Annotated in this window: 16 protein-coding genes; 6 read left to right on the top strand and 10 right to left on the bottom strand. The window is 59.4% G+C overall.

Going from position 1 to position 16,500, the window contains the following annotated elements:
- Positions 1–16: 16 nt before the first annotated feature.
- Entirely contained in the window at positions 17–715 is a 699-nt protein-coding gene (locus tag GM668_RS13665; protein ID WP_155439525.1) for a CoA transferase subunit A, read from the bottom strand.
- Between the two features lie 105 nt (positions 716–820).
- On the opposite strand from GM668_RS13665, the gene GM668_RS13660 reads away from it, so the two are divergent.
- Complete coding sequence (locus GM668_RS13660; RefSeq protein ID WP_155439524.1) at positions 821–1,384, top strand: LuxR C-terminal-related transcriptional regulator; 564 nt, start codon at positions 821–823, stop codon at positions 1,382–1,384.
- 83 nt (positions 1,385–1,467) lie between these two features.
- Here GM668_RS13660 and GM668_RS13655 read toward each other — a convergent pair whose 3' ends face one another.
- Positions 1,468–2,286, bottom strand: a complete 819-nt coding sequence (locus tag GM668_RS13655; protein ID WP_155439523.1) for an SDR family oxidoreductase — start codon at positions 2,284–2,286, stop codon at positions 1,468–1,470.
- A 166-nt stretch (positions 2,287–2,452) separates the two neighbouring features.
- Here GM668_RS13655 and GM668_RS13650 point away from each other — a divergent pair, with 166 nt between their 5' ends.
- From GM668_RS13650 to fliK, 3 genes are all read left to right on the top strand, one after another.
- Entirely contained in the window at positions 2,453–4,129 is a 1,677-nt protein-coding gene (locus tag GM668_RS13650) for an electron transfer flavoprotein-ubiquinone oxidoreductase (RefSeq protein ID WP_211923394.1), read from the top strand.
- 264 nt (positions 4,130–4,393) lie between these two features.
- Positions 4,394–5,281, top strand: coding sequence for a flagellin N-terminal helical domain-containing protein (locus GM668_RS13645; RefSeq protein WP_155439522.1), 888 nt, complete (start codon positions 4,394–4,396; stop codon positions 5,279–5,281).
- A 110-nt stretch (positions 5,282–5,391) separates the two neighbouring features.
- Complete coding sequence (gene fliK, locus GM668_RS13640) at positions 5,392–6,339, top strand: flagellar hook-length control protein FliK (protein ID WP_155439521.1); 948 nt, start codon at positions 5,392–5,394, stop codon at positions 6,337–6,339.
- Positions 6,340–6,351: 12 nt separating this feature from the next.
- Here fliK and GM668_RS13635 read toward each other — a convergent pair whose 3' ends face one another.
- From GM668_RS13635 to GM668_RS13600, 8 genes are all read right to left on the bottom strand, one after another.
- Complete coding sequence (locus tag GM668_RS13635; protein WP_155439520.1) at positions 6,352–7,509, bottom strand: esterase-like activity of phytase family protein; 1,158 nt, start codon at positions 7,507–7,509, stop codon at positions 6,352–6,354.
- Positions 7,510–7,647: 138 nt separating this feature from the next.
- Positions 7,648–9,735 (bottom strand): flagellar biosynthesis protein FlhA, encoded by a 2,088-nt coding sequence (locus GM668_RS13630; RefSeq protein ID WP_155439519.1) that lies wholly within the window; start codon positions 9,733–9,735, stop codon positions 7,648–7,650.
- Positions 9,735–10,871, bottom strand: coding sequence for a flagellar type III secretion system protein FlhB (flhB, locus tag GM668_RS13625; RefSeq protein ID WP_155439518.1), 1,137 nt, complete (start codon positions 10,869–10,871; stop codon positions 9,735–9,737). The genes GM668_RS13630 and flhB overlap by 1 nt, the downstream gene beginning before the upstream one ends.
- Positions 10,864–11,643: a flagellar biosynthetic protein FliR gene (locus GM668_RS13620; protein ID WP_155439517.1), complete on the bottom strand. Its 780-nt coding sequence runs from the start codon at positions 11,641–11,643 to the stop codon at positions 10,864–10,866. The genes flhB and GM668_RS13620 overlap by 8 nt, the downstream gene beginning before the upstream one ends.
- A gap of 5 nt (positions 11,644–11,648) precedes the next feature.
- Positions 11,649–11,921 carry a flagellar biosynthesis protein FliQ gene (gene fliQ / locus GM668_RS13615; protein ID WP_155439516.1) on the bottom strand — a complete coding sequence of 91 codons (273 nt, stop codon included), beginning with the start codon at positions 11,919–11,921 and terminating at the stop codon, positions 11,649–11,651.
- 8 nt (positions 11,922–11,929) lie between these two features.
- Positions 11,930–12,709 carry a flagellar type III secretion system pore protein FliP gene (gene fliP / locus GM668_RS13610; protein WP_371868698.1) on the bottom strand — a complete coding sequence of 260 codons (780 nt, stop codon included), beginning with the start codon at positions 12,707–12,709 and terminating at the stop codon, positions 11,930–11,932.
- On the bottom strand, positions 12,706–13,032 hold the full coding sequence (gene fliN / locus GM668_RS13605; RefSeq protein WP_371868704.1) for a flagellar motor switch protein FliN: 327 nt from the start codon (positions 13,030–13,032) through the stop codon (positions 12,706–12,708). Before fliN ends, fliP begins: the two co-directional genes overlap by 4 nt.
- Positions 13,033–13,094: 62 nt before the next feature.
- On the bottom strand, positions 13,095–13,979 hold the full coding sequence (locus GM668_RS13600; RefSeq protein ID WP_155439514.1) for a flagellar motor switch protein FliM: 885 nt from the start codon (positions 13,977–13,979) through the stop codon (positions 13,095–13,097).
- Between the two features lie 503 nt (positions 13,980–14,482).
- Between GM668_RS13600 and fliE the strand changes: the two genes are divergently transcribed.
- Positions 14,483–14,851, top strand: coding sequence for a flagellar hook-basal body complex protein FliE (gene fliE / locus GM668_RS13595; protein WP_155439513.1), 369 nt, complete (start codon positions 14,483–14,485; stop codon positions 14,849–14,851).
- Between the two features lie 49 nt (positions 14,852–14,900).
- Positions 14,901–16,500, top strand: a 1,600-nt coding sequence (gene fliF / locus GM668_RS13590; RefSeq protein WP_371868697.1) for a flagellar basal-body MS-ring/collar protein FliF, incomplete at its 3' end; no start/stop codon positions are given.

Below are 16,500 nucleotides of genomic sequence, written 5' to 3'. Positions count from 1 at the left end.
GTCTCCTTGGTTGGCGTCAGTTGGCACGAATGGTGCGCTGTTCGATACGTTTTTCCGGCGTCGCGTTCACCACGATGCGATGCACGAAAATCCCCGGCGTGTGCACGGCATCCGGATCGATCTCGCCCACTTCCACCAGCTCTTCGACTTCCACGACCGTGATCTTGCCCGCAGCGGCCACATTCGGATTGAAGTTGCGCGCAGTCTTGCGGTACAGCAGGTTGCCGGCCTTGTCGGCCTTCCACGCTTTCACCAGCGACACGTCGGCCACCAGCGAACGTTCCATCACATATTGCTCGCCATCGAATTCACGGATTTCCTTGCCCTCGGCAACGATGGTGCCGACGCCGGTTTTCGTGAAGAAGGCCGGGATGCCGGCGCCGCCGGCGCGCAGTTTTTCCGCCAGCGTGCCTTGCGGCGTGAATTCCAGCTCCAGTTCACCGGCCAGGTATTGGCGTGCGAATTCCTTGTTTTCACCCACGTACGACGAAATCATTTTTTTGATCTGGCGGGTTTCCAGCAACTGGCCCAGGCCGAAACCATCGACGCCGGCGTTATTGGAAATCGCCGTCAAGCCTTTGGCGCCCGTGTCGCGCAGCGCGGCGATCAGGGCTTCAGGAATACCGCACAGGCCAAAACCGCCGACGGCAATCGTCTGGCCGTCCTGGATGATGCCGGCCAGGGCGGCAGCGGCATCAGGATAAACTTTATTCATAGGTGGTGTCCCTTGTGTTTTGATAAGCTTGCACTGTTGCTCAAGTGGCATACCAGAATAGAATACGGCCTCCAAAAGTACAATACCGTAGAATTACGCTTAGCCATGGACACCGCCTTGCACGATATCGATTACGAGACCATCTTCATGGAAGCGCCGGTCGGCATGTGCATCTCGGACAACCGCGTGATCCTGTCGGCGAACGCCGCGCTGGCCACGATGTTCGGCTATCACCGCATGGAACTGGCGGGCAAATCGTTTTCCATGCTGTATCCCACGCAAGATGAATTCAAGCGCACGGGCGACCGCATCATCCCCATCATGAATGCCAAGGGCCGCTATTCGGATGAGCGCATCATGCTGCGCGCCAGCGGTGAACTGTTCTGGTGCCATGTGACGGGCCATGCGCTCAATGCCAACCAGCCGCTGGGACGCGGCATCTGGACGTTTGAAGATGTCAGTGAAAAGCGGCCGGTGACAGCCGAACTGACGGCGCGCGAACGGGAAATTGCCGCACTGCTGGTGGAAGGCAAGACCAGCAAGGTGATTGCACGGGACGTGAATTTGAGTCCGCGCACGGTGGAAATGCACCGCGCACGGCTGATGAAGAAGTTTAGTGCTGCGACGTCATCGGAACTCGTGCACAAACTGGTCGGCGTGCACCTGTAACCCCGAACAACCTGCTGCGCGTTGCCCTGCCGGCCTGCGATGCCCGCTGTGCCGCTCGCGACGGTTCTTCGGGGTTGCTTTAGTTACATCGCCGTCATGCCGTCATCGGCGGAAATCACGGCGCCATTGATGAAGTGCGCCTCATCGCCGGCCAGCAGCAACAGCAGGCCGTCGAGGTCTTCCGGCTTGCCCGGCCGTTTGCGGGGCAGCATTTCAATCAGCTTGCGGCCCTGCTCGCTGGCGAAATAATCTTCATTGATTTCCGTGGAAATGTAGCCCGGGCAAATGGCATTGACGTTGATGCCATATTTACCCCACTCCACCGCCATGGCCTTCGTCATTTGCACGACACCTGCCTTGCTCATGCAATAAACGCCGATTTGCGGCAGCACGCGCAAGCCCGCGACGGACGCGATATTGATGATGCGGTGCTGTTTTTTGGGATCTCCCTTGGCGCGGGCAATCATGCGTTTGGCGGTTTCCTGCGCGACAAAGAAAGCGCCGCGCAAGTTGGTATCCATGACAAAGGCATAATCTTCTGGCGTCACGTCCACTAAACGTTGCGTTGTAGACACACCCGAATTATTGACGAGGATATCGATCTGGCCCGCTTCTGTTTCAGCATGGGCAATCGCGGATTTGATGCTGGCATAGTCCGTCACGTCCAGCGACACCACGTGGGCGGCGCCGCCCTCCGCCTCGATTTCCGCACGTAATTCTTTTAAGCGGTCGATCCGGCGCGAAGCCAGCACCACCTGGGCTCCCGCCTGCGCCAGCACTTTGGCAAACCGCGCCCCGAGGCCACTGGAAGCCCCCGTTATCAGCGCGACCTTTCCCTCAAAATTAACTTCGATGCCCACGGCGCTACTCCTGTCTTGTAATTGGCTTCGCCAGCCGCGCATCGTCTTGCCGCGCTCCCTGGTCTGCTGCTAATGATAACTAAAAAACCAGTATTAGATTGCAGCGTCTAGGATTGTCCCGCAAAATGGCGCCCAAGTTGCCGAAACGTTTCCGCACGTTCGTGCTATTATTTTTAAAAGCTTTCAAAACACCATTACCATAAGAACTATGACACAGCCTAACAACCTCGTAGAACAGTACGGCCCGCGCGATGCGATGGAATATGACGTCGTGATCGTCGGCGGTGGCCCAGCGGGCTTGTCCGCGGCCATCAAGATTAAACAGCTGGCTGCAGCCAGGAACCAGGAAATTTCCGTCGTCGTGCTGGAAAAAGGCGGCGAGCTGGGCGCCCATACCTTGTCGGGCGCCGTCATGGATCCCAAAGCCCTCACCGAGCTGATCCCGGACTGGAAAGAAAAAGGCGCACCGCTGAACACGCCGGTGACGGAAGACCGTTTCCTGCTGCTGACGGAAACCAAAGCCTACAAGGCGCCCGACATGCTGTTGCCGGAATGCTTCCAAAATCACGGCAATTATGTGATTTCGCTGGGTAATGTGGTGCGCTGGCTGGGCCAGCAAGCCGAAGCGCTGGGCGTGGAAATCTTCCCGGGCTTCGCGGCAGCCGAAGTGCTGTACAACGATGACGGTTCCGTCAAGGGCGTTGCGACCGGCAACATGGGCGTCAAGCGCGACGGTGAACCCGGTCCTGACTTCCAGCTGGGCATGGAATTGCACGGCAAATACACGCTGTTCGCGGAAGGCGCACGCGGCCACCTGGGCAAGCAAGTCATCGCCAAATATAAACTGGACGAAGGTAAAGACCCGCAGGCATACGGTATCGGTATTAAAGAACTGTGGGAAATCGACCCGGCCAAGCACCAGCCGGGCCTGGTGATCCACACGGCCGGCTGGCCGCTGGACAGCAAAACCTACGGCGGTTCGTTCCTGTACCACCTGGAAAACAACCAGGTGGTCATCGGCTACATCGTTGGCCTGAACTATGAAAACCCGTACCTGTCGCCGTACGAGGAATTCCAGCGCTACAAGACCCACCCTGCCATCCGCACGTTCCTGGAAGGCGGCAAGCGTATTTCGTATGGCGCCCGTGCGATTACCGCCGGCGGCCTCCAGTCGCTGCCGAAGCTGACTTTCCCGGGCGGCGCGCTGATCGGCTGCGACGCCGGCTTCCTGAACATGAGCCGCATCAAAGGTTCGCACGCGGCCATCAAGTCCGGCATGCTGGCAGCCGAAGCGGCAGTCGAAGCGCTGCTGGACAACCGCGCCAACGATGAACTGGTGTCGTTCCCGGTGAAATTCGAACAATCGTGGCTGCATGAAGAACTGTACGTTGCCCGTAACGTCAAGCAGTGGCTGAGCCGCGGCCTGTACCTGGGCGCCATCATGACCGGTATCGACCAGCTGATCTTCCGCGGCAAGGCGCCGTGGACCCTGCACCACTCGCATGCGGACCACGAATGCCTGAAACCGGCGTCGAATTACCAGCCTATCGTGTATCCGAAGCCGGACGGCAAGCTGACGTTCGACCGCCTGTCGTCGGTATTTATTTCCAATACCAACCACGCGGAAGACCAGCCGATCCACCTGACGCTGAAAAACGCCAACATCCCGGTGGACGTCAACCTGGCCAAGTTTGCCGGTCCGGAATCGCGCTACTGCCCTGCCGGCGTGTATGAATTCGTCAAGACGGATGAAGGCAAAGACCGCCTGCAAATCAATGCGCAAAACTGCGTGCACTGCAAAACGTGCGATATCAAAGATCCGACGCAGAATATTGTCTGGGTGACACCGGAAGGCGGCGGCGGTCCGAACTATCCAAATATGTGATCAAGCAGATTTTGTTCATGTAAACGAATAGCAACACAGCGCAGCCTTCGGACTGCGCTGTTTTGTTTTATGGCATCATAAACAGGTGCAAAAACGAGGTGTGGATGGGGGTGAAGTCCCTAAACGCCAAAAAATCAAAAAAAACTTCGAAAATTTCTCTCGAGCACTTAATGTGCGTACCGAAACGGTCGTCTAGTACTTCTGAGAGCGCAGATGTTTTGCAACGCTGCTCTGATTTGACCCCACATACACCAGGAGTTTTTCATGCTGAGCCTTCATACCAACAACGCAGCGCTGTCCGCGCAAAACTCTATCACTCGAACGCAGAGCCACTTGTCGACGTCGATGACCCGCCTGAGCACCGGCTACCGCATCAACTCGGCGATGGATGACGCGGCCGGTCTGCAGATCGCAACCCGTCTGCAAGCGCAAACGAGTGGTATGGGCATGGCCATGCGCAATACCCAAAACTCGATCTCGATGATCCAGACCGCCGACGGCGCCCTGGACGAGACCACCTCGATTCTGGTTCGCATGAAAGACTTGGCGACCCAGTCTGCTGACGGTTCTGCAACCGACGTCGACCGCAACGCAATGCAGTCGGAATACGATGCCCTGACCGACGAGCTGACCAACATCGTGTCGAACACGTCGTTCGGCGGCACCACGCTGCTGAGCTCGAAAGCCGACTCGAAATTCAACGTGGCGATCAACTTCCAGATCGGTTCCGCTGAATCCGAGCAGATGGGCGTGGACATCTCCACCCTGCTGCAAACCATGCACACCAACCTGACCAGCACCAACGGCGGCCACGTGTTCGCATCCGACGGCACCGTAGGCGCCGGCACCGGTACCGGCATCGCTACCGCCAACGCGGCAAACGACATGATCACCACGCTGTCGACTGCTATCGAATCCGTGTCGAACGTCCGTTCGTCGCTGGGTGCAGCAGCCAACCGCCTGGACCACGTGTACAACAACTTGTCGAACATGTCGACCAACACGAAGAACGCTTCCGGCCGCATCATGGACGTGGACTTCGCAACGGAATCGGCTTCGATGATGTCGAGCCAGATGCTGCTGCAAGCCGGCACTGCAATGCTGAAACAAAGCAACAGCCAGTCCTCGCTGGTTCTGTCCCTGCTGCAATAATAGCTATTATTGTTGTAGTGGTGATACTCCGGACGGCTTGCCGCCCCGGACAACAGGAGCCAACCGGGAATACGGTTGGCTTCTTTTTTTACAACTCGTAAAATCGGGTTATGGCAATAGACCGACTGACTCCTCCCGCAGCGACGCTGACGGTGCCGGAACGAATTGTCCGCGAGCAACCTGGCCAAGTCCAGGTGATCCCGCCGGTCAATACCGTGCCGGGCGAAGAGGCAAGCTTTTCCCTGCCCCCAGGGTTACCTGCGGCAGTGGGCGCTGTCGTCGATGCGCCGGACGCCATGCTGTCTCACGCGGGACTCAATACCTTAGCCAACGTACTGCATGCGCAAGCGGCCAATATGGCGGACCCTGCCGCGCTGCGCCCCGATCAATTGCAAATGTCGCGCCAGCTGGTGTGGCAACAGCCGGACGCCAATACCATGGCGCAATCATGGGCCGTGATGGTACGCACCTATGGCGACCAGCGCGCCGCACTGATGGACCAGGCCAATGGCCGCAGGCTGCCTTCCGGCATCTTTATGACGGACCAGGCGCAAAATGCCGTGCGCGATGGCCGCGCCACGCCGCAGCTGGTGTCCGAACTGGAATCATGGCGCTTTGCCGTGTATGCGTGGGGCGCGGAAAAACTCGTGCTGCGCGTCGTATCGCGCGATCCCGGCTTGCCGGATGAGCCGCGCCGCAAACGGGCCCGGATTGCCATCCGGCTGGAACTGACGTTGCCGGATATCGGCAAGGTGCTGGTCCAGATGGAACCGGCCGGCGACGGCATCGTGCTGGAAATCGGCGCCAACCAGAATGCTGCAATGGAATATATGCGGGAAATGCTGCCGCAACTGGCGGCAATTATTTCCCGCAACGGCTTGACGCTGGTGCGCTGCCACCTGATGCGCGAACTGGCGCCCGTACGCGAAGAATACAACAACCCGACCAGGGTACAGACCGCCATGCTGACGCAATCCGTGTTCAAATCCATGGCGGAAGTGGCGGTGCTGCTGTCGCAGCCCCAGCAACCCAAAGATTTGTTTTCCGAATCTGCGTGAGGATTTGCCTGGCTACTTCGGCAATACTTCAAATGCCAGCAATTGCGTGACCTGACCCGCCCCGAACGCATCGAAATTATCGTCGGACACCAGCACAATCGACAGGTGCCCATTGGCCAGGCGCGGCCCCCACGCCATCCCCTCGATGCAATCGACTTTGATCCCCAGCGCATTCAAATCCAGCACCAGCCGCTTTGGCACCGGCTTGAAATACGCCCCCGCCAGCGACGCCTGCCGGCTGGTATCGGTGGCGCCATCCGTATCGATCTCATAAATCCGCGCATGGAACTGGAGAGCCTGCCCCGGCGCCGGCTGCACGGCGGCGCGCTCGAGCACCAGCATGCGGTGGCTGTCGATGGCGAGAATTTCACTGATGCCGTTTTCCGCCGCACCGGACGACGGCGTCGCCCCCGGCGCCGCCTCGATCGGATAGGCAAATTGCGCCATCATGGTCCCCGTCAAATCGTAGCGGGTGATGCGGGACAGCGCACCGCTGGTGGCCGTGGCAGGCGCCCCATCCGCATACACCGGGCCTTCCATGGCCACCCACAGTGATTTGCCGTCTGCGGAAAAACTCATGGCTTCGTAGCTGAGGTTCATGCGCGCGCCCTGGGTTTGTGCTGCGGACATGCTGAACATATACGGCGTCGGCAAGCTTTGCAGCGTGCCGCCATCAGCAGACGTGTGGCGCACAAATGGCTGCAAGCCCAGCGACCGGTCGCCTTCGCTGCTCCACCAGATCGAGCCATCGCGGGGATCGAAGCGGACTGATTCCGCATCCGCCACTTCGCCGCCACGCAGCGCGTACTGGGCGCGCGACGGGTACAGGCTGCCATCGGCCTGGCGCAGGTATACGACGTCGCGCAGTTCCACACTGCTGAAGCCTTCGAGGCCGAAATTCAGCCTGGCCGTATAAAAACGCGCCGGGCTCAGTTCCGAGCGGTCATCGCTGATCAACACCCAGTTACCGCTATTCGGGTCGTAATCAATACCGGACAAGCCGCCCACCACGGACCCTTTAAATGCCATTTTCAGCGGAATGCGCTGCTCCCCCAGCAGCTTCAGGCTGCCCACGGAACGGTCAGGTTCACCGCCACCGCAGGCGGTCAGGATAGCGGCCAGCGCAATCGCGCAAACCGCCAGGCGGGAGTGGAAAGATGGGAGGCTCATGGTGCACGCATGTCATAGTTATTGTGGCAACTGTGACATTCTAGGAGCGGCTATTGGACGAAGCCGCCGCGTGCACACTATAGGCGTTATTGTTTTTCGTTGATGGGTTGCACAGATCCCATACGAAATGGCTGATACTTAGCCTACGGTGCCGATAATCGACACTTCCCGGTTTTCCGGCACTTCGTTATACGACAGCACGTGCAAGCCCGGCGCAAACAGGCGCGCATAGCGGGCCAGCAACGGCCGGATTTGCGGCAGCACCAGCAGCAGCGGCGGTGTGGCTTGCTGTTTCATCTGCTCGCGCGCCACCGGCATGTTCACTTGCAGCTGCGCCAGCAAATGCGGGTCGATCGGGTAGTTGTCCAGCACGACTTTACCGCCCTGGCGGGCCTGGTTCAGCGAACCGAGCAGCATATTTTCCAGTTCGCCGCCCAGGTTAAACGCCAGCATTTCCGACTTTTGACCGAACAGGCCGGACACGATCTGCCGCCGCAGCGCGCAGCGTACTTCGGCTGCCAGCAATATCGGGTCCTTGGTGGTTTCCGACGAGTCCAATAGCGTCGTGGCAATCGGCACGATATCTTTCAGCGACACGTTTTCCGTCAACAGTACGCGGAATACGCGCAGCAGCTGCGTATGCGTCAGCGCTTTTTCCAGCTGGGCCGCCAGCTTGGGCGACAGCGCCGTCAAGCGTTCGATAATGGCCGGCACGTCTTCGTGGCGGAACAATTCCGGCAAATATTCGCGCGTCAATTTCGACAAGTGCGTGGCAATCGCCGATGCCGCTTCCACCACCTGGTAGCCGAGGCCCAGCGCGTTGGCTTTTTCTCCCATTTCAATCCACGTGACCGGCATGCCGTACGCCGGCTCCACGCCGGGAATGCCATCAATCTTGCCGTACACGGTGGGCGACGGGATCGCCATCAGCCGGTCTGGAAACACTTCCGCCTGCGCCACCACGGCGCCCGACAACAGCACCGCATATTGCGATGGCTTCAAACCCAGGTCATCGCGCACGACAATTTGCGGCAGCACCATGCCCATTTGTTCGGAAATCGATTGCCGCACGCCGCGGATGCGCTTGGTCAGCGGTTCGCCATGGTTCTTGTCGATCAGGCCGACCAGCTTGTAGCCCACCGTCACTTGCAGCGGCTGCACGGCCGGCAGCGACTGCCATTCCAGCTCCGGCGTTTTTTCTTCCTTCAGCGCCGCTTCAATGGCCTTCATGGCCGTGTTGTCAGGCGCAACCACCCGCTGGCTCAGCCTGTATGCAACAAAGCCCAGCACGCCAGCAAACGTCAGGAACACCAGCCACGGCATGCCCGGCACCACGGCCAGGATCACCATCAGCCCGGCCGCGCTGCCAATCACGCTTGGCGACGACAGTACTTGCTGGCCGACAGTTTCTTCAAAGTCACCGGCATCGCTGATACGCGTCACGAGAATTGCGGACGCCGCCGACAGCAGCAGCGCAGGGATTTGCGCCACCAGGCCATCACCAATGGTCAGCAGTGCGTACTGGCGGAACGCATCGCCAAACGACATGTTGTGCATCAGCGAACCAATCGCGACGCCGCCCACCATGTTGATGATCAGGATCAGGATCGACGCCACGGCGTCGCCGCGCACGAACTTCGACGCACCGTCCATCGCGCCATAGAAGTCCGCTTCCATCGCCACATCCTTGCGGCGCTCTTGCGCTTTTTCCTGATTGATCAGGCCGGCATTGAGGTCGGCATCGATGGCCATTTGCTTGCCGGGCAAGGCATCCAGGGTGAAGCGGGCCGACACTTCGGAAATACGCTCGGCGCCCTTGGTCACCACGATGAAGTTAATGATCATCAAGATCACGAACACCACCAGGCCGACCACGTAATTGCCGCCAATGACGACGTTACCAAACGCTTCAATCACGTGGCCGGCAGCCGCCGTGCCTTCGTGGCCGCGCAGCAGCACGACGCGGGTCGACGCCACGTTCAAGGTCAGCCGCATCAAGGTCGTGGCCAGGATCACTGTCGGGAAGACAGAAAAGTCCAGCGGCCGCTTGGCCGTCACGCTGACGAGGATGACGATCAGCGCCAGCACGATATTGAAGGTGAACAGGATGTCCAGCAATGCAGGCGGCAACGGCAGAATAATCATGCCGAGGATCGCCAGCACAAACAGTGGGGTCGCGAACTTGTGGCGTCGCAGTTCGGCGACGATTCGGTTCAGGAAATTCATCAGGTTCTTGCCTCGCTCATACTTTCAGGTACTTGTAGTTCAGTCGGGAACAGCGGCTCATTGCCGCGCTGCCCGGACCGGAATGACTTCAGGGCCAGCACGTAGTTCAGCACTTGCGACACGGCCGCATATAGCTGGACAGGAATTTGCTGGTTGACCTGGCTGGTATTGTAGATGGCGCGCGCCAGCGGCGGCAGCGGCATCACTTCAATGTTGTGCTCGATGGCGATCTGGCGGATCACCAGCGCCATTTCATCAACCCCCTTGGCCAGCACAAATGGCGCTTCCGCGCGCGTTTCATCGTAGCGCAGCGCGACGGCATAGTGTTCCGGGTTGGTGACGACGACATCGGCTTGCGGCACGGTCTTGCGCGCGGCGCGCTGCGCCATCGCGCGCTGCAGCTGGCGGATCCGCTGTTTCACCTCGGGCCGGCCTTCATTGCCCTTGAATTCTTCCTTCAAGTCCTGCTTCGACATCCGCTGGTTTTGCGCATAGAAGAACGCCTGCGCCGGCACGTCGATGATGGCGAAGATCACAAACACGGAAATCATCGACATCAAGCCATCGAGCATCAGCGACGATCCCGTCAGCAAGGCTTCGTTGAACGGCAGCGCCTGCAAGCGCGTGTAATCCTTCATGGTCGACGTGGCAATGTGCACCAGCACCCAGCACAGCACGGTGGACTTGGCCAGCGACAGGCCGAATTCAAACGCATGCTTGCCGGTGAACAGGCGGCCCAGGTTGCTGACCGGTGAGAACCGCTCAAGCTTGGGTTGCCAGTGCTTGCCGCTGAACACCCAGCCGCCCGGGATCATGCTGCCGAGAATAATCGCCAACGGCACGACGAACAGCGGCAAGATCATCTTGACCAGCAGCCACGTGGCGGTCGAGAAAATAATCGACAGCGTGTTCAGCATTGAGCCTTCCGATTCATAATTGCTGAACGCCTGATGGAACAATTCCCGCATCTCATCCATATAGGCCGGCATCAGGAAGATGAACAGCTTCAGCGTCACGAGAATGCCGAGCGCGGTCGCCAGGTCGCGCGAACGGACAACCTGGCCCTCTTCCCGCGCCTTTTTCAGCTTCTGCGCTGACGCCTTCTCTGACTTGTCGCCAGTGCTGTCGTCAGCCATGGGCCACCCGCATTTGCGTTTCGATCATGTCCAGCACCTGGCCTGAAATCCGGATGTAGTGGCCGGGAATAAAGCGCACCACTTGTGCCAGCATGAACAGCCCGAACACCGTCACCACGGAAAAGCCCAGTGAAAACAAATTCAACGTTGGCGCCACCCGGTTCAGGAAACCAAAGCCGATCTGCACGACGATGGTGGCAAACACGATGGGCACGGCCAGCAGCATGGCGGCGGCAAACACCCACGCGACATTCCATGCCACCGTCTGCAACAGCAGCGGGTGGTAGCCGCCGCCCAGCGGCCACGCTTTAAAGCTGGCGCCGATCACGCCGGCAATTACCAGGTGGCCATCGACGGCAAAGAAAATCACGATGGTCAGCATGGTCAGCAAGGCCGACACCACGTCCGACGACTGGCCATTGATCGGGTCGTTCATGACCGCCATGGAAAAACCAATCTGGCTCGACACCACGTAGCCCAGCACCATCATGACCGACGTGGCAAAGTGGAACGCCAGCCCCAGCACGCCGCCAATGACGGCTTGCTCGATGGTGGCGGCGACGCCATGGAGGGATATCGGGTCGATGGGCGCCGCACTGGTCGTCAGCGGCAGCATTAAAATCGACAGCACCAGGCTGGCCAGCACGCGCACTGTCACCGGCACCATGGCTTCGCCCAGCACCGGCGCGGACGCCATCATGGCCATGACGCGCACGAACGGCCACCACCAGGCATTAAGCAGGGGCAACAGCTGGAGCATGATGGATTCCATCGTGCCTATCCCACCAGTGTGGCGGCGCGGGTGAAGATGGACACGCAATAATCCATCAGGTAGCCGGCCATCCAGCGTCCCGCCATAATCAGCGCCAGCAGCGTGACGATCAGGCGCGGCAGGAAGCTCAACGTTTGTTCATTGATTTGCGTGGCAGCCTGGATCAGCGCCACCACCAGGCCCGTGACGAGCCCTGGCACCACCAGTACCAGCACCAGCACCATGACGATGTGCAGCGACTCGGCAATGAGGTCGACAGCGAGATCGGGCGTCAGCATGGCATCCCCTAATAAGCCTGGATACTGGTGACCAGTGTATTGACGGTCAGTGTCCAGCCGTCAACCAGCACGAACAGCAGCAATTTAAACGGCAGCGAAATCACCAGCGGCGACAGCATCATCATACCCATGGCCATCAGCACCGACGACACGACAAGGTCGATGATGAGGAAGGGAATGAACAGCAGGCAGCCGATCTGGAACGCTGTTTTCAACTCCGACAGCACAAAGGCGGCCAGCTTGACGGTAAAGGCGTGATCGGATGGATTGGTGACTTTTTCATCGCCGGCCAGGTGGGCAATCTGCTTGAGCGCGGCCTTGCTGGTCTGGGCCAGCATGAAGCGGGAAATCGGCTTTTCAGCAATTTGCAGCGCCTGTTCCAGGCCAATCTTTTCCTGATCGTAAGGAACGAAGGCATTGCGCCACACATCGTCGCCAATGGGACGCATGACCAGCAGCGTGAGGATCAGCGCCACGCCGGTGACGACGCGGTTCGGCAAGCCCTGCTGGAGTCCCAGCGCCTGGCGCAGCAGCGCCAGCACAATCACGAAACGGGTAAAGCTCGTCATCATCATGACCAGCATGGGCAGCAAGCCCAGCAGGGTCATAATGATGAGAATCTGGGTCTTGACCGTCAGTTCAGTCTTCGCACCCGGTACCACATTGGCCAGCAAGTCGACCGCCTGGGCAGGCATGGCCAGGCCGATGCCGGCAAGCAGCGCAGCCGCACCCAGCAACCGCCCCCGGCGTTGCAGGAACGGCCGCCTCAGCAAAGCTGCCGTCTTCAAGGCTGCATCATGTCGAGGTTGAGACCATCCAGGTCGATGACCTTCAGGCCATAGTTTTCACCTGCCACCACGACTTCCGCGCGGCCGATGGCCGTGCCGTTGACCTTGATGGTCAGCGGCTCGCCGGCCAGCATGTCCAGCTCGACCACGCTTTCCGGGCCGATCGACATCAATTCCTGCAACGAGATGCGGGCCGAGCCCACTTCCAGCGTCAAGGTGACGGGAATCTTGCGCATCATTTGCGGCAAGTCGCGCCGGGGTGCGCCGGCACGGGCCGGCACCATGCCGTCCCCCATGTCATTGCCACCCTGGTCGATGATCATTTCTTCGGAAATATCTTCCAGCAACGCGTCACTGCCGCTGTTCGGATTTACGTTCATCATGTTTATTCGACGTCTTCAAAAGAGGTTAAACAGATTTTGCCCTTGTGCTCAGACACAGCCGCTGTGAACAAGCGCGAATCGTCGAGCAGGACGTCGGCGCGGTGCATGCTGATCGGGATCACGTCGCCGATTTGCATGTCAAACAAGTTACCCAGCATCACTTCCTTGGTGACCAGGATGCCTTTCAAATGCACTTGCAGGCGCGTCGCCAGCGGCGCCTGCCCCTGCGGCGTGCGGCGTGCATTGTCGCGTTCGGGCGACAGGCCATGCAGCACGGACGTCATCAATTGCTTATCCAGCGCAAACGAGAACGTGCCCACCAGCGGCGCTTTGCCGCCCGTGTCGTGGTCCGACACGGTGACGGTAATGACCCACGTGCCTTTGGGCGGCTGCGCGCCAGGTTCGGCGTGGAAATCTTGCGCCTTGCCTTGGTCCGGCATGCCTTCCGTTTTTTCAGGGCGGGGCAAATTCGCTTCAATACGGCCAGCCAGCGTACCGGCCAACTGTTGTCCCAGCACCACGGCCAGGCGGTCTTCCGTGGCCGTGACCTTCACGGTGCTGTCGTCCAGCGAACCATCGCTCTTGGCGCGGCCATAGCGGAAATTGAGGACAGCCAACAACACTTTGCGCTCCAGCGAGAACGCAATGTTGCCGGAGGGCGCGGCAAAGTTGAGCCAGCGGGCGCGCGGCTCGGTGCCGTCCAGACGCGAAAACACCACGCTATCGACCTGGAACGAGCCCCAATAGCGGCGGTTCATGTTCAGGCGCATCGATTGCGCCAGGTCTTCCTTGAGCTGCGCCGCGAACGCCGGCAAACGGTGTACAGGGCGCCCCAGCAAGCATGGATCCAGTACCTGATGCTGCGCGTTTTTTTTCACGAGGTTCATTCGAGGTTCGTGTCAATGTTGGAATCGGTACGCGGTCGGTACACTCTCATGGCGCTAAGCCATATGCCATATCCTAGCTTAAAAAAGGCAGGGCGAGCGAAGCTTACATGAAATTCTTGCCCATTGCCATGGATCAATTTTCGATCCTAAAGGCATCAAGTCTTTACAGAAATATTGCTAGCAGGTAAGCTTATTCATAGCACGATCATCGCACCATCGCGCAATTGCTGCAAAGCAATAAAAAATCATAAAAATGCGCTTAGTGCATGATTAAAAAGGAAATTCTGTCTCTTTGAGGGGACACGAATCCACCTTTTCTGTTGTTTCCGCACAATGGACTACACCAGACTAATTTCCAGCATGTATGATTCTTCGAGTCCGCCACGCATCGAAAAGGTGAAGGCGTTTGTCGGAATACCAGCCGACATGGGGCTATGGTAGCCATGTATGAGCAACGTTGCAATTAAGTAAGCAACCTAGCAAGCAACTTATGGAGGTGCAATATGGCTAACGAATTTGCCAGCCTGATCCAGTCGGATCTGGCTTCCCTGACCAATGCGGCTGCCGACCTGTCGAACGCCACAATCGCCCCTGCCGCCCAGTTCGGCAATATGCCCGGCCAGCCAGGCCAGTCCGGCCATCAAGGCGGCAACTTCTCGTTCGCGACCTCCATGCGCGAAGCCCTGAACAAAGTCAACAACGACGACGCCATGGCGGCGCAAAAGATGGCCGACGTGGATGCCGGCAAGAGCGATGACCTGGTCGGCGCCATGCTGGCCAGCCAGGAAGCCAACCTGTCGTTTTCCATGCTGATGCAAGTACGCAACAAAGTCATGGGCGCCATGGATGAACTGATCAAGCTGCCTCTGTAATGCAGTGCACCACTTTGCGTTTTAACCCCTCCTTCTCCGGAAGATTACAGTGACCAATCCCATCAAGTCCGCCCTTGCGCGCTTGCGGCCAGGCGACGGCAGTGCGCCGCTCCTGTCGCCGGCGCTGACCAAGAACCTGACTCCCATCCTGACCCTGGCGATCGGCATCACGGCGCTGATCATGATGGTGATGTGGCAAGACCAGTCCAGCTACAAGCCCGTGTTTGGCGCGCGCGAAAAAGTCGTCGCGTCCGACATGATGAGCGTGCTGGAATCCGAACATATTTCTTACCGCGTCCATCCGGACAGCGGCCAGGTCATGGTGCCGTCGTCCATGCTGGGCAAGGTGCGCATGCTGCTGGCCGCCAAAGGCGTGACGGCGCAATTGCCGGCCGGCCTGGAATTGATGGACAAGAATGATCCGCTGGGCGTGTCGCAATTCGTGCAGGACGTGCGCTTCCGCCGCGGCCTCGAAGGCGAACTGGCGCAGTCCATCATGACGCTGGATTCCATCGCCACGGCGCGCGTGCATTTGTCGATTGCCAAGTCCACGTCGTTTGTGTCCAGCGATGGCGACAAGTCGTCCGCCTCGGTCGTGATTTCCACCAAGCCGGGCCGCAAGCTGTCGAACGAAACCATTGCCGCCATCGTCAACATGGTGGCAGGCAGCGTGGCCAGCCTGAGCCCTGCCCGCGTCAGCCTGGTCGACCAGACCGGCAACCTGCTGTCGTCGCACGTGGACATGGATGAAGGCTTTGACGCCGGCTCCGCCGCCAATGAACACGGCAAGCGCGCGCAGGAAGATATCCGCACCAACATCAAAGGCTTGCTGGGCCCGATCGTCGGCGAAGACAACTTCAAGATCAGCGTGACGGCCAGCGTCAACAATGATCGCATTGAAGAAACCGTTGAAAAATATGGCACGGCGCCCAAAGTCACCAGCGAAGCCATGCGTGATGAGCAAGACCGCAACCGCCTCGTCATGGGTGTGCCGGGCACGCTGTCGAACCGCCCTCCTCCGGCCGACGCAAAAGCCGGCACCGACGGCAGCAAGACTGCCGATGGCAAGGATACCGAAGGCAGCGGCGACCAGAGCCGCAAGAACGCCACCACGCGCCAATACGCGTATGACCGCAGCATCATCCAGACCAAGCATGCGCGCGGCCAGCTGGAAAAACAAAATATTGCCGTCGTGCTGGCCCATGCCGCCGCACCATTCCCTAAAACCGGCTGGACCGCCGCGGAACTGGCCAATATCGATAAAGTGCTGCGCAACGGCCTGGGCATCGATGAAAAACGGGGCGATACGCTGGTCGTGACGGCCATGAATTTCCCGCCGAAACCGGCGCCGCAGCCATGGTGGCAAGAACGTGAAACCGTGGTCGATTACTCGCTGTGGCTGACCTATGCCGTGGGCGCGCTGCTGGCCTTCTTCCTGTTCGTGCGCCCAATGCTCAAGCTGCTGATCACGGCAGTGCAAGCCGTGCTGCCGAAACCACCAGTTCCTGTGGCCGCCGCGCCGGAACAAGTGACGCTGCGTGCACCAAGCGACCGCCGTGGCGCAGGCGCAGCAGCAGGCGATGCGGCCGCCACTGGCGCACAGCCGCAACTGGCCGGCCAGGCCGCACAAGGCAGCGCGGCGCACGCGG

Origin of the sequence: Pseudoduganella ginsengisoli, from assembly GCF_009720865.1 — a bacterium.
GTDB lineage: Bacteria > Pseudomonadota > Gammaproteobacteria > Burkholderiales > Burkholderiaceae_D > Rugamonas > Rugamonas ginsengisoli.
Note: the sequence above shows the minus strand (reverse complement) of the source record. Positions and strands in the feature narration are given on the sequence as shown.

What these genes read in the sequence shown, in the direction of transcription:
- GM668_RS13665 (WP_155439525.1), bottom strand. Translation starts at nt 715, where the DNA reads ATGAATAAAGTTTATCCTGATGCCGCTGCCGCCCTGGCCGGCATCATC.
- GM668_RS13660 (WP_155439524.1), top strand. Translation starts at nt 821, where the DNA reads ATGGACACCGCCTTGCACGATATCGATTACGAGACCATCTTCATGGAA.
- GM668_RS13655 (WP_155439523.1), bottom strand. Translation starts at nt 2,286, where the DNA reads ATGCGCGGCTGGCGAAGCCAATTACAAGACAGGAGTAGCGCCGTGGGC.
- GM668_RS13650 (WP_211923394.1), top strand. Translation starts at nt 2,453, where the DNA reads ATGACACAGCCTAACAACCTCGTAGAACAGTACGGCCCGCGCGATGCG.
- GM668_RS13645 (WP_155439522.1), top strand. Translation starts at nt 4,394, where the DNA reads ATGCTGAGCCTTCATACCAACAACGCAGCGCTGTCCGCGCAAAACTCT.
- fliK (WP_155439521.1), top strand. Translation starts at nt 5,392, where the DNA reads ATGGCAATAGACCGACTGACTCCTCCCGCAGCGACGCTGACGGTGCCG.
- GM668_RS13635 (WP_155439520.1), bottom strand. Translation starts at nt 7,509, where the DNA reads ATGAGCCTCCCATCTTTCCACTCCCGCCTGGCGGTTTGCGCGATTGCG.
- GM668_RS13630 (WP_155439519.1), bottom strand. Translation starts at nt 9,735, where the DNA reads ATGAATTTCCTGAACCGAATCGTCGCCGAACTGCGACGCCACAAGTTC.
- flhB (WP_155439518.1), bottom strand. Translation starts at nt 10,871, where the DNA reads ATGGCTGACGACAGCACTGGCGACAAGTCAGAGAAGGCGTCAGCGCAG.
- GM668_RS13620 (WP_155439517.1), bottom strand. Translation starts at nt 11,643, where the DNA reads ATGGAATCCATCATGCTCCAGCTGTTGCCCCTGCTTAATGCCTGGTGG.
- fliQ (WP_155439516.1), bottom strand. Translation starts at nt 11,921, where the DNA reads ATGCTGACGCCCGATCTCGCTGTCGACCTCATTGCCGAGTCGCTGCAC.
- fliN (WP_371868704.1), bottom strand. Translation starts at nt 13,032, where the DNA reads ATGATCATCGACCAGGGTGGCAATGACATGGGGGACGGCATGGTGCCG.
- GM668_RS13600 (WP_155439514.1), bottom strand. Translation starts at nt 13,979, where the DNA reads ATGAACCTCGTGAAAAAAAACGCGCAGCATCAGGTACTGGATCCATGC.
- fliE (WP_155439513.1), top strand. Translation starts at nt 14,483, where the DNA reads ATGGCTAACGAATTTGCCAGCCTGATCCAGTCGGATCTGGCTTCCCTG.